The sequence below is a fragment of the Pseudomonas oryzihabitans genome (assembly GCF_032027545.1).
Classification (GTDB): Bacteria; Pseudomonadota; Gammaproteobacteria; order Pseudomonadales; family Pseudomonadaceae; genus Chryseomonas; species Chryseomonas oryzihabitans_F.
Window position 1 is genome coordinate 471,273 of sequence record NZ_JAVSJB010000001.1, and the last position, 12,347, is coordinate 483,619.

Consider the following 12,347-nt stretch of genomic DNA (forward strand, 5'->3'; position numbering starts at 1 on the left):
TCCGATCTTCTCCTGGCTACTTTCGGTAACAGCTCGGTAACGCACGGCGGACGACCCAGGGCTTCAAGGTTGCAGTGCCAGGGCGTTCAGGCGGATCACGCCAAGCTGGGCCTTGCCTTGTATAGTCAACCTGGTGGGCGATGGCCCTGGCGAGACATGTAGGGCATCCAGTGGCTCGAGTCCCAGGCGGGTACCCTCATGACGGACTTCCAGCGATCCCCCGGCGCAAAACAGCAGCAGCGCTCGCGAATCATCCAGCTCCCAGGCGCCATCGATCGCTACCCAGTCGAGTTCGGCTGCATAGCGATCAGCGCGATAGATCAGGTTGAAGTCACGGATGGGGCCATCGAGCAGCTCGCAGCTGACCTGGGCATCACCGGAGAAAACGAATGCCTGCCAGCAGCCCAGGGGCGCGGTGATCTCACCGTCGACGTGAAGCCGCATCCCCGTACCCTCGATCACACTGATGATCCGCCTCATGCCGGCGAAAGGGGAAAAGGCTCCGGATTGCGTCACGTCGGCCAGCGACACGCGCCAGCCGAAGTCGGTAGCCGTGGTGGCGGTATCGCGCGCGATCTCGAGGGTACTGCCCAGGCCGTTGCGCCAGGGCATGCGCCGGTGCCCTGCCGCGGGGAGGAAAGCGAGCCGGCTCATGAGCCGAAATGCCCTTCCAGCCGATAGCGACTGCCGGGATACAGCAGCCTGGCGCTGGTGACGGCGCGGCGTCCCGACCAGGTGCGTCGCCGAATCAGCAGGCACGGCTCCGTGGCAGGAATATGCAGTAACTTCTGCTCTTCGGCGGAGGGGAGCACGGCTTCGACCACATGTTCGCCTTCGGTCAAGGGCGCGAGGCGATTCAGGTAGACGTAGGGTGTTTCGCTGCCGAAATCCTGGTCGAGATACTCGGGCGCTACCGCCGGATTGACGTAGCGATCTTCTATTTGCACCGGCACGTCGTTTTCGTAGTGCACGATCAGCGAATGGAAGACCGGCTGGCCCTCGCGCACGCCCAGCGCCACGGAACGTTCGCCGTTCGCCGTTTCACTCTGCATCCGGATGACTTCGAGACGGTGCCGGTGGCCGCGGGAGGCTATCTCGTCGGCGATGTTGTGCACCTCGAAGAGGGCGGCCTGGCCCTTGGGTTCGGCGACGAAGGTGCCCACCCCCTGCATCCTGACCAACAAACCGTCGCTGGTGAGTTCACGCAGGGCCCGGTGCACGGTCATGCGGCTGAAGCCCAGTTGTGCGACCAATTCCGCTTCGGACGGGATCTTCTGGTGCGGTGGCCAGGCGCCCGAATGGATTTGCCTCAGGATGAGTTGTTTGACCTGCTCGTAGAAAGGTGCGGGAGCGGTTTTGGGCAAAGGTGCAGGGTTCGGCGATGAAGGCATGAAAGACCCCTTGGAAAAGACATCCGGCAGTTTACCGTAGCGGTTTATGTCTGTATATGTATATACATGTCAGACATAGCTAGTGTGAGGTCGATTATGCCGGCTTTTTTTGCGGAAAGGGCGCTGTTACCCGGGGGTTGGGCGACGGATGTGCGCCTGGAGGTGGATGCGCAAGGCTATCTGCGAAGCGTCCAGCCGCGAGCCACCGCAGAGGGCGCCGAGCGACTGCAGGGCCCGCTGCTGCCGGGTATGCCCAATCTGCATTCCCATGCCTTCCAACGCGCCATGGCCGGCTTGGCGGAGGTGGCGGGTGCCACCCAGGACAGCTTCTGGACCTGGCGCGACCTGATGTATCGCCTGGTGGGCCGGCTCGAGCCGGAGCAGGTGCAGGTGGTGGCGCGGCAGCTGTATATCGAGATGCTCAAGGCCGGCTACACCGCCGTTGCCGAATTCCACTACGTGCACCACGACGCTCAAGGCACTCCCTACGCCAATCCCGCCGAACTGGGGGGACGCATTGCCCAGGCGGCACGCAGCGCGGGCATAGGCCTGACCCTGCTACCGGTGCTTTACAGTTATAGCGGCTTTGGTGCCCTGGCACCGACCCCGGGTCAGCGGCGCTTCCTCCATACCACCGACAGCTACCTGGAGCTCCTGCCCCGCCTGGCGGCGGTGCTGGATGACCGTCAGCGCCTGGGCCTGTGCTTTCACTCGTTACGCGCCGTCAGCGGCGAGCAACTCGCCACGGTACTGGCGGCGACGGATGCCCGCTGGCCGGTGCACATCCATATCGCCGAGCAGCAGAAGGAAGTGGACGATTGCCTGGCCTGGAGCGGGCGCCGGCCCATCGAGTGGCTGTACGACCAGGTGGCGGTGGATGAGCGCTGGTGCCTGGTCCACGCCACCCATGCCCGGCCCAACGAAGTCGCCCTGATGGCGCAGAGCCGGGCCATCGCCGGCCTGTGTCCGACCACCGAGGCCAATCTGGGCGATGGCATCTTTCCCGCGACGGACTTTCTCGCCGCGGGTGGGCGTTTCGGCATTGGTTCGGACAGCCATGTGAGTGTCAGTCCGGTCGAGGAACTGCGTTGGCTGGAGTACGGCCAGCGCCTGCGCGATCAGCAGCGCAACCGCCTGGTCGGTGCGCGCCAGCCCAATGTGGGCCACCATCTGTTCGAGCAGGCTTTGCAGGGCGGCGCCGCGGCATTGGGCCAGGAGATCGGCGCGCTGGAGGCCGGTCGGCGTGCCGACTGGGTGGTGCTGGAGGGGGCCGATCCTTACCTGGCCAGCGCACCTGCGGAGGCCGTGCTCAATCGCTGGCTGTTCGCCGGCGGCGATCGCCAGGTACGGGACGTGATGGTAGGAGGACGTTGGGTCGTGCAGGAGGGGCGGCACCCTGACGAGGCGGCCAGTTCCCAGGAGTTCGCCCAGGTACTGCGAACCCTGCTCGCTTGAGGGGAGGAGGTCCCTGACCGAGTCAAGGACCCTTTGGATCAGCGGCCGTAGCGCTCACGCCCCCACTCCAGCGCCGCCTCGAGCAGCCGGCGTAGGACGTCCTGGGTAGGCGCGGCGCGGTCTTCGCGATAGCCATAGGGCGGCGCCTCGTCCATGTAGGTGCATTGCGCCAGCTCAAGCTGTACCGCATGGATGTGCTGGTCGGGGGCGCCATAGTGGCGCGTGATGAAGCCGCCCTTGAAGCGTCCGTTGAAGACGTGGGTCAGGCGCTGTTGGCCACTGGCGACCGCCTGCAGGCGGCTGGTCAGTTCTGGAGCGCAGCTGGCACCGTCGAAGGTACCGAAGTTGAGATCCGGCAGCTGGCCGTCGAACAATCGCGGTACGCGCGAACAGATGGAATGGGCATCCCACAGCAGCGCATAGCCAAAGGTCTCGCGCAGGCGCTGCAGCTCCGCCACCAGGGTCTGGTGATAGGGCCGCCAGATAGTCTCCAGCGCCTGCTGGCGCGCCGTGGCGTCCGGCGCCTGGCCGTCGAGGAACAGGGGGCTGCCGTCGAAGAGCACGTTGGGAAAGAGCCCGGTGGTGGCGCTGCTGTAGAGGGGGACGTCATCGTCGGGTCGGTTGAGGTCGACGACGTAGCGCGAGTAGAGCGCTTCCAGGCGGCTGGCGCCCAGTTCCTCGGCCATGGCATAGAGCCGGGGAATGTGCCAGTCGGTGTCGGCGAGGGCGTGGCCAGCGGGCACCAGGCCCTGCTCGACGGCGCGGGTGAGGCGGGTGCCGGGATGCGGCATGCTGATCAGCAGCGGCACCTGGCCGCGGGTGAACGTCAGGGTGTCAGACACGGGTGAGCTCCTTGCCGTGGCGGATGATGCGGGTGTCGAGTTGGCCGCCGAGCCAGTAGGCCAGCTCGGCGGGGCGGGTGACGTCCCAGGCGATGAAATCGGCGTACTTGCCGGCCTCCAGGCTGCCGTAGCGTTCCGCGAGGCCAAGCGCCCGGGCGGCGTTGAGGGTGACGCCGGCCAGGGCTTCTTCCGGGGTGAGACCGAACAGGGTGCAGCCCAGGTTGAGCATCAGCCGCAACGACAGCACCGGCGAGGTACCCGGATTGGCGTCGCTGGCCAGGGCGATGGGCACGCCATGGGCGCGCAGGGCGGCCACCGGTGGCAACTGCGTCTCGCGCAGGGTGAGGAAGGCGCCCGGTAGCAGGACCGCGACGGTACCGGCGGCGGCCATGGCCATCACGTCTTCTTCGACTAGGTACTCGAGGTGGTCGGCCGACAGGGCGCCGTAGCGGGCCGCGAGCGCCGCGCCGTGCTGTACCGACAACTGCTCGGCGTGCAGCTTGACCGGCAGGCCGAGCCGGGTGGCGGTCTGGAAGACGCGCTCGACCTGTGCCGGGGAAAAGGCCAGGTGTTCGCAGAAGGCGTCCACCGCATCCACCAGGCCCTCGGCAGCCAGTTGCGGGAGCCAGTCGTCGCAGATGGCAGTGATGTAGTCATCGGCCCGGCCGGCGAACTCCGGGGGCAGGGCATGGGCCGCCAGGCAGGTGGTGCGCACCGTGACCGGCAATTCCTCGCCCAGCCGGCGTGCCACCCGCAGCATCTTGCGTTCGCTCGCCAGGTCCAGGCCGTAGCCGGATTTCACTTCCAAGACGGTGACGCCTTCGGCCAGCAAGGGGCGAGCCCGGCGCAGGGCGCTGGCCAGCAATTCGTCCTCGCTGGCGGCGCGGGTGGCGCGGACGCTGCTGGCGATGCCGCCACCGGCGGCGGCGATCTCGGCATAGCTGACCCCCTGCAGGCGCTGCTCGAATTCGCCACTGCGATCACCGCCGAAGACCAGGTGGGTATGGCAATCGATCAAGCCGGGCGTGACCCAGGCGCCCGCCAGGTCGTGACGTTCGGTGATAGTGATGGCCGGCAGCTCGGCCAGCGGACCGACCCAGTGCAAGTGCTCGCCATCGACCAGCAGGGCCGCGTTTTCCAGGGCGCCATAGACCCCATCGACCAGGGTGGCGGCATGGCAGTTGTACCAGAGCTTCATGGGGTGTCCTCGCGCATGGGAGAGGCCGGTGCGACCGCGTGACGGCGGGCCAGCAGCCAGTAGAGCAGGGCCGGCACCAGCAGGCCGATGACCCAGGAGATATCGACCCCACTCAGGTGGGCGACCAGCGGACCGGTATAGAGCTTGGTCGACAGGAAGGGCAGCTGGATCAGCACGCCTATGACATAGACGGCCAGGCCGGTACGGTTCCAGCGGCCGTAGCGGCCATCCGGGTCGGCGAGCGCTGCCAGGTCGTAGCGATCACGGGTGATGCAGTAGTAGTCGACCAGGTTGATCGCGCTCCAGGGCGTGAAGAACGTCAGCAGGAACAGGATGAAGGACTTGAACGCCAGCAGGAACGCGCCCTGGCCGAGCAGCGCGATCAGCGTGGCCGTCCCGACAATGACCAGGACGAAGAGCAGCCGCTGCCGCGGGCTGACCCTGAGTTCGCCACGGAAGCCGCTGATCAGGGTAGCGATGCACATGAAGCTGCCATAGGAGTTCAGGGTGGAGATGGTCACCTTGCCGAAGGCGATGCTGAAGTAGAGCAACGCCGCCATGGCGCCGCTGCCGCCCAGGCCGACGATGAAGGCGACCTCGTGACCGACGAACTTGCCATTGGCCATGGCCGCGGCGAAGACTCCCAGTACCATGGCCGTCTGGGCACCCAGCACCGAGCCGGCACCCACGGCGAGAAAGGTCTTGATAGGGGAGGTCCGGGCCGGCAGGTAGCGCGAGTAGTCGGCCACATAGGGTCCATAGGCGATCTGCCAGGAGGCGGCCAGCGAGACGGCGAGCAGGAAACCGCTCCAGCTGAAATGCCGATTCTGCAGCAGCGCCGGTACGTCACCGACGCTGAGCACCCGGCTGAAGAGGTAGCAGAAGGCGATCACCCCCAGCACGCTGGCCAGCCGGCCCAGCAGGTGGATGGCGCGATAGCCAAGCACCGTGACCAACACGATGACCGCGGCGAAGATCAGGATGCCCAGGCTGTCGCTGACCTTGAACAACTGGCCGAGTGCCTGGCCCGAGAGCACCGTGCCGGTCGCGGTGAAGCCCAGGTACATCAGGCAGACCAGCACCAGGGGCACGGCCGCGCCCTGGACGCCGAACTGCACGCGACTGGAGATCATCTGCGGCAAGCCCAGCCGCGGACCCTGGGCGGCGTGCAGGGCCATCACCGCGCCGCCGAGCAACTGGCCGAGCAACAGCCCCCAGAGCGACCAGAAGACATCGCCGCCCAGCACCACGGCGAGGGCGCCGGTGACGATGGCGGTGATCTGTAGATTGGCCCCTAGCCAGAGGGTGAACTGGCTGTAGAGTCGGCCATGGCGTTCATGGGGCGGAATGTAGTCGATGGAGCGCCGTTCGATCAGCGACGGCGAGGAAGCGGACTCTGACATGCTGGACCTGCGCGGTGACGGGCCTCTGCCAGCGCCCATCGCGGACAGCCGGGGAGGCAGGAACGCGGAAACGCGCCGGTGGCGGCAGCACGGCCGCCACCGCGCGACTCATTACGCCTGATGCTTGGTGATCATCGGCAGGTTCAAGCCCTGCTCGTGCGCGCACTCGATGGCGATCTCGTAGCCGGCGTCGGCGTGACGCATCACTCCGGTGGCCGGGTCATTGGTCAGCACCCGGGCAATGCGTTCGGCCGCCTCATCGGAGCCATCGCAGACGATGACCATGCCCGAGTGCTGCGAGAAGCCCATGCCCACGCCACCACCATGATGCAGGGACACCCAGGTGGCGCCGCTGGCGGTGTTCAGCAGGGCGTTGAGCAGCGGCCAGTCGGAGACAGCGTCGGAGCCATCGCGCATCGCCTCGGTCTCGCGGTTGGGGCTGGCCACCGAGCCGGAGTCCAGGTGGTCGCGGCCGATGACGATGGGCGCCTTGAGTTCACCGCTACGCACCATCTCGTTGAAGGCCAGTCCCAGTTTGGCACGCTGGCCCAGACCGACCCAGCAGATGCGCGCCGGCAGACCCTGGAAGGCGATACGCTCGCGAGCCATGTCCAGCCAATTGTGCAGGTGGGCGTCATCGGGGATGAGCTCCTTGACCTTGGCATCGGTGCGATAGATGTCCTCGGCCTCACCGGATAGCGCCGCCCAGCGGAACGGCCCGATGCCCCGGCAGAACAGCGGGCGGATATAGGCCGGGACGAAGCCGGGGAAGGCGAAGGCATCGCTTACGCCTTCCTCCTTGGCCATCTGGCGGATGTTGTTGCCGTAGTCGAAGGTGGGCACACCCTGGCGCTGGAAGTCGAGCATGGCGCGCACGTGCTGCGCCATGGAGGCCTTGGCCGCCTTGACCACCGCGGCCGGCTCGGTGAGGGCGCGTGCGCGATAGGCGTCCCAGGTCCAGCCGGCCGGTAGATAGCCATTGAGCGGGTCGTGGGCGCTGGTCTGGTCGGTGACCATGTCCGGGCGGACGCCGCGCCGGACCAGCTCGGGAAGGATTTCCGCGGCGTTGCCCTGCAGCGCGATGGAGATGGCGCGGCCTTCGCGGGTGTAGCGGTCGAGGCGGGCCAGGGCATCGTCCAGATCCTTGGCCTGCTCGTCGACGTAGCGGGTCTTGAGGCGGAAATCGATCCGGCTCTGCTGGCATTCTATGTTCAGCGAACAGGCACCGGCCAGGGTCGCGGCCAGGGGCTGGGCCCCGCCCATGCCGCCCAGGCCGGCGGTCAGCACCCAACGACCCTTGAGGTTACCCGCGTAGTGCTGGCGCCCAGCCTCGACGAAGGTCTCGTAGGTGCCCTGGACGATGCCCTGGCTGCCGATGTAGATCCAGCTGCCAGCGGTCATCTGGCCGTACATGGCCAGGCCCTTGGCATCCAGCTCGTTGAAGTGCTCCCAACTGGCCCAGTGCGGCACCAGGTTGGAGTTGGCGATCAGCACGCGCGGCGCGTTGCTGTGGGTCTTGAACACCCCGACCGGCTTACCCGATTGCACCAGCAGCGTCTCGTCATCGCCCAGCGTCTTGAGGCTGGCGACGATGGCGTCATAGCACTCCCAGTTGCGTGCTGCCCGGCCAATACCCCCGTAGACGACCAACTCCTCGGGATTTTCCGCGACCTCGGGATCCAGGTTGTTCATCAGCATGCGCAGCGGCGCTTCGGTAAACCAGCTACGGGTGTTGAGCTGGGTGCCGCGGGGGGCGCGGATGGTCACGGAGCGATGGCGGGTGGCGTCGGTCATGGCAGGTCCTGCGAGCGTTTGGATGATAAAGCATGTATATACAAGTATAGGTAAAAAAACCAATCAGGCAATAGGGTAGGAGGGGATCGCCATGGGTAGGTCCGGATCTTCCGGCTGGGTGCAAGACGGATGCTGAACGCTGCTGGCCCCGACGCAGCCCGCGGGCGTCCAGTCCAGGGTGCATGGAAGGGCAGCCAGGAGCGACGCCTGGGATTGGTTCGGGAGGGACAGGCATGGCGGTGCAGACGTCGATCCGGGGCAGACAGCCCGGCGGAATCGCGGGCCTGCCGGATGGAGCGATCGAGACGCGGGGCGCCGGCCTCGACCTAGTGTGATGTTTCAGACGTTATCTACGCAATGTTGGCGGCGCTTTTTGCCGCAGAGGCGGACCTTCCCGGGCGGCGTTGCCACTCCTCGCCATAGCCCTGCTATGACTCGTCGCGGCGCCTGGCCCGATCGGAGCGCCGAACCGGGCAAAAGTCACTCGCCAATTCTTGCGCGAACGTCTGAAACACCACACTAGGGGCTGGTCAGCCCACCAACCCAGGCGTCCGCGGCGGCACCATCCGCTTCGATCCGGTCGCCTCGAAGGCCGCCGCCAGGCGCAGCAGGTTCGTATCGTCATAGGCCCGCCCCGCGAAGGTGAGGCCCACCGGCATGCCGATGTCGGCCATCAGGCCCATGGGCACGGTGACGGTGGGTACGCCCAGGTGGCGGATGGCCAGGTTGCCGTTGGCCACCCAGACGCCGTTGCTCCAGGCGATGTCGGCGGAGGCGGGGTTGATGTCGGCATCCGCGGGCGCCACGTCGGCCACGGTCGGGAAGAGTACGGCGTCCAGGCCCAGGGCCTGCAGCCAGTCTTCCAGGTCGAGCTTGCGGGTGAGCTCCAGGCCGCGCAGGCCGTCGGGGAGGGTGGCGATCTGCTCCCAGGACTTGAGGCCGCGTTCGGCCATGCGCACGTATTCGGCCATGCCGGCAGCAAGGTCGCCTTCGCGATTGGGCAGGGTGCCGGGCTCGTGGGGGAAGATCAGTTCGCCTTCGACATCGGCCAGGCGATTGAGCCGGGGATCGTCGTTGTCGCGCAGGAAGGTATCGAAGCCCCAGGCGGACAGGTCCCAGAGTTCGTCGTGGAGGAATTCCTTGGAGACGATGCCACGGTTGAATACCGTGGGCGCGCCGGGGCGGTCGCCTTCGCAGTTGGAGACCAGCGGGAAGTCCACCTCGATCACCGTGGCGCCGGCGGCTTCCAAGGCAGCGCGGGCCTGCTCCCAGAGCGCGATGATCGAGTCGCGGGTCTGGATGCGCTGGCCGGTGGGGCCACCGATGCCAGGATTCTCGCTGGTCCCCGCGTCTGGGTCCTGGTTGATGAACATGCGCGGCACGCCGAGGCGCTTGCCGGCCAGTGCATTGGGGCCGGCGGCCAAGGCCTGGTAGCGTGCGGGGCGCACCGCCGAGGCCTGGGGCAGCGGCACCCAGGGCTGCAGCCGCCAGAGGTCGCCCGAGGTGTCGGGATCGTCCGCCACCACCACGTCGAGCACTTCCAGCAGGTCGGCCATGGTGCGTGCATAGGGCACCACCACGTCCATGGTCGGCGTCAGCGGCCAGTTGCCGCGCACCGAGATCACGCCGCGCGAGGGGGTGTAGGCGCAGAGTCCGTTGTTGGACGCCGGGCCGCGGCCGCTGGACCAGGTTTCCTCGGCCAGGCCGAAGGCGGCGAAGCTGGCGGCGGTCGCGGTGCCAGCGCCATTGGAGGAGCCGGAGGCGAAGGGGGCAGTGAGGTAGTCGGCGTTGTAGGGGCTCTCGGCGCGGCCATAGACACCCCGCTGCATGCCGCCGTTGGCCATGGGCGGCATGTTGGTCTTGCCCAGGCAGATGGCACCGGCGGCGCGCAGGCGCTCGATGGTGAAGGCGTCGCGCTGGGCCACCAGGTCCTTGAAGGCCGGGCTGCCGGAGGCGGCGGTGAGGCCCTTGACCAGATAGCTGTCCTTGGCGGTGTAGGGGATGCCGTCCAGCGGGCCCAGGGTGTCGCCGCGGGCGCGGCGGCGGTCGGACTCGGCTGCTTCGGCCAGGGCGTTGGGGTTGCGTACCACCACGGCGTTGAGCGCCGTTGCCGTACCGGGCGCGTCATAGGCGTCGATGCGCGTCAGATAGGCTTCGACCAGCTGCACCGCAGTGACCTGGCCGGATTCCAGGGCTGCGCGCAACTCGGCAATGGAGCGTTCGGTTACTTCGATCATGATCAGTCGCCGTAGGGGAATTCATCTGGTGCGTCATGATAGCCGGGTCGGCCAGTAGGGGCACGGGGACCACGGTGGTCGGGGGCGACGGCTCAGCTCATTGGCGCGACGTCAGCACGGCCCGGCGCGCAGAGGCGTTCGACGTCCGCCGCGAGCGACTGGAGCAGGGCGCGGTCTTCGGCCTGGCCCAGGGCGGCCTCGGCGCGGGCCAGTGCCAGCCGGGAGTGGCGCAGGCACTCGCGCTTGATCCGTCCATCGCCTTGTACCGCCAACCGCGCCAGGACCTTCTGCAGGCGCATGCCCACCTCCACCAGGGGGGCGGCGTCGCGGCCCACCGGCAGGAAGAAGTCGTCGAAGAGGTCGTCCAGTTCCAGCGCCGGCACCGCGATCCGCGGATAGCGGGGTTCGACCGCCTCGCGTACTTCGGTGAGCAGGGTCAGCAACCGCTGCGCGCGGCCGAGGATGGCGATGGCGGTGCCCGCGTCGCTGCGCGAGGGCACCAGGGCGCCGGTGGCGATCTCGCCCAGCACCGTGAGCCCGAAGCGCGGGTCCTGGTCGTGCAGGCGGCGGCCGTCCAGGGTGAAAGCGGCGCGCAGGCGCTCGTCCTGTTCCGGCGGCAGGCCCTCGACCCAGACCAGCGGCTGCGCCGGGTCGACGAACGCGCCGGGCAGCACCGCCAGGCGCAGACGGCCCCGTTCGCCGCAGCAAGCGGCCAGCAGCGGCATGTCGATTCTTTGCAGATAGCCGGTCCGGTCGGCCTGCACCGGTCTACCGGGCGGCGGTTCGTCGACGGGGATGGCGACCCCGCCCAGGTGCGGGTTGTCCAGCCAGCGTTCCAGGCTGCGTTGGGCAGCGGCTTCGATGCTGTCGCTGGTGGCATCGAGTTGGCCGAGACGGGAAAGGTGGTCGATCCAGCGCAACAGGGTGAAGACGATCAGCAGGATCACCACCAGGGTGACGGCGAAGAGCACCACCCGGCCATTGTCGCCATAGAGGCCGGTGCTCAGGGCGATGATGCCGACCAGGCTGAACAAAAAGGAGCCGAGGAAGGTGGCCAGGGCGTTCTGGGTGGTGCTGTCTTCCAGCAGCAGCGGATAGGCCCGCGGCGTCACGCCGCTGGCGGCGGCGTTGTAGGCCGTCACCATGGTGCTCAGGGAGAAGGTGGTCACCGCCAGCATGCTGCTGGCGATGATGGTGAGGATCTTGTCGACGGCATCGGCGCCGACCTTGGCCGGCAGGGTCGCCGGGATGTGGTCGCGCAGCAGCAGGGCGAGGAGGGCGGTCGCTACTCCGGCGACCGAGAACAGGGTGGCGCGAAACCACAGGCGTCGCTGCAGACCGCGCAGGACCCAGCCCAGGCGGGCCAGCACCGTTGGTCAGCCCATGGCCTGGGGCACGGGGGTGGCGCGCAGCTGGGCGAGGCGCTGGTCGGCCTGTTGCTGGAGCTTGTCGCGCATCTGCCGTGCGGCTTCCCGGGCGTCGCCGGATTTCAGGCCGTTGCGGTCGGCATCGACGGTGGTGAGCACGGCGCCCAGGGCGCCGTGCAGCAGGCGGCCGCCGGCCAGGGTATCGCTGCGCAGGGGCTCCACGGTCAGTGGGGTGGCGGTGACGGCGAGGTCCAGCGCCTCGAGGCACAGTTGGGCGGTGGCGATGGGGATCTGCACGGCGTTGGCGGCGGCCAGATTGAGCGCCTGCTGGCGTCGCTCGCCCTCTTCGGTAGCGCCGCTGGCCTGGCGATCGGCTTCCAGGTAGTTGGCGAAGGCCTGGACGTCGGCATCGGCGCAGGTGCCCAGGGCTTCCTGCAGGCGCTCGCCTACGGCGATCAGCTCGGCGTGCCGGGTCACCGGTTGCCGCTGTTGGCTGAGCTTGAGGCCCTTGAGGACCAGGGCGACGCCCAGGGATGCCGCCACGGTGGCCGCGGCGCCACTGCCCGGGGTCGGCAGGGTGGAGCCAGTGCCATCGCGGAATTGGGCGAGGGTCTGCTGCCAGAGAGTAGAGGTTTCGTTCATGCCAACCGCCTGCAAGCA

The 12,347-nt window shown here is 67.8% G+C and carries 10 protein-coding genes; 1 reads left to right on the forward strand and 9 read right to left on the reverse strand.

What is annotated here, in order from left to right:
* Positions 1 to 63: 63 nt before the first annotated feature.
* Together RND78_RS02035 and hutC are read right to left on the reverse strand one after the other, a co-directional pair.
* Positions 64 to 654, reverse strand: coding sequence for a HutD family protein (locus RND78_RS02035; protein ID WP_312725607.1), 591 nt, complete (start codon positions 652 to 654; stop codon positions 64 to 66).
* Positions 651 to 1,391, reverse strand: coding sequence for a histidine utilization repressor (hutC, locus tag RND78_RS02040; RefSeq protein ID WP_312725609.1), 741 nt, complete (start codon positions 1,389 to 1,391; stop codon positions 651 to 653). The genes RND78_RS02035 and hutC overlap by 4 nt, the downstream gene beginning before the upstream one ends.
* 96 nt (positions 1,392 to 1,487) lie before the next feature.
* Here hutC and RND78_RS02045 point away from each other — a divergent pair, with 96 nt between their 5' ends.
* Complete coding sequence (locus RND78_RS02045) at positions 1,488 to 2,846, forward strand: formimidoylglutamate deiminase (protein WP_312725610.1); 1,359 nt, start codon at positions 1,488 to 1,490, stop codon at positions 2,844 to 2,846.
* A 38-nt stretch (positions 2,847 to 2,884) separates the two neighbouring features.
* On the opposite strand, the gene hutG is transcribed toward RND78_RS02045, so the two are convergent.
* From hutG to RND78_RS02080, 7 genes are all read right to left on the reverse strand, one after another.
* Positions 2,885 to 3,688: an N-formylglutamate deformylase gene (gene hutG, locus RND78_RS02050; protein WP_312725611.1), complete on the reverse strand. Its 804-nt coding sequence runs from the start codon at positions 3,686 to 3,688 to the stop codon at positions 2,885 to 2,887.
* Positions 3,681 to 4,886, reverse strand: coding sequence for an imidazolonepropionase (gene hutI / locus RND78_RS02055; RefSeq protein WP_312725612.1), 1,206 nt, complete (start codon positions 4,884 to 4,886; stop codon positions 3,681 to 3,683). Before hutI ends, hutG begins: the two co-directional genes overlap by 8 nt.
* Entirely contained in the window at positions 4,883 to 6,289 is a 1,407-nt protein-coding gene (locus tag RND78_RS02060; RefSeq protein WP_312725613.1) for a cytosine permease, read from the reverse strand. The genes hutI and RND78_RS02060 overlap by 4 nt, the downstream gene beginning before the upstream one ends.
* 111 nt (positions 6,290 to 6,400) lie before the next feature.
* Positions 6,401 to 8,083 (reverse strand): urocanate hydratase, encoded by a 1,683-nt coding sequence (hutU, locus tag RND78_RS02065; protein WP_312725614.1) that lies wholly within the window; start codon positions 8,081 to 8,083, stop codon positions 6,401 to 6,403.
* Between the two features lie 530 nt (positions 8,084 to 8,613).
* Entirely contained in the window at positions 8,614 to 10,320 is a 1,707-nt protein-coding gene (locus RND78_RS02070) for an amidase (protein ID WP_312725616.1), read from the reverse strand.
* A gap of 92 nt (positions 10,321 to 10,412) precedes the next feature.
* Positions 10,413 to 11,690 carry a DUF2254 domain-containing protein gene (locus tag RND78_RS02075; protein ID WP_312725618.1) on the reverse strand — a complete coding sequence of 426 codons (1,278 nt, stop codon included), beginning with the start codon at positions 11,688 to 11,690 and terminating at the stop codon, positions 10,413 to 10,415.
* A 6-nt stretch (positions 11,691 to 11,696) separates the two neighbouring features.
* The gene (locus tag RND78_RS02080) at positions 11,697 to 12,329 is read right to left on the reverse strand and encodes a cyclodeaminase/cyclohydrolase family protein (protein WP_312725619.1); all 633 of its coding nucleotides are present in this window, start codon (positions 12,327 to 12,329) and stop codon (positions 11,697 to 11,699) included.
* Positions 12,330 to 12,347 lie beyond the last annotated feature (18 nt).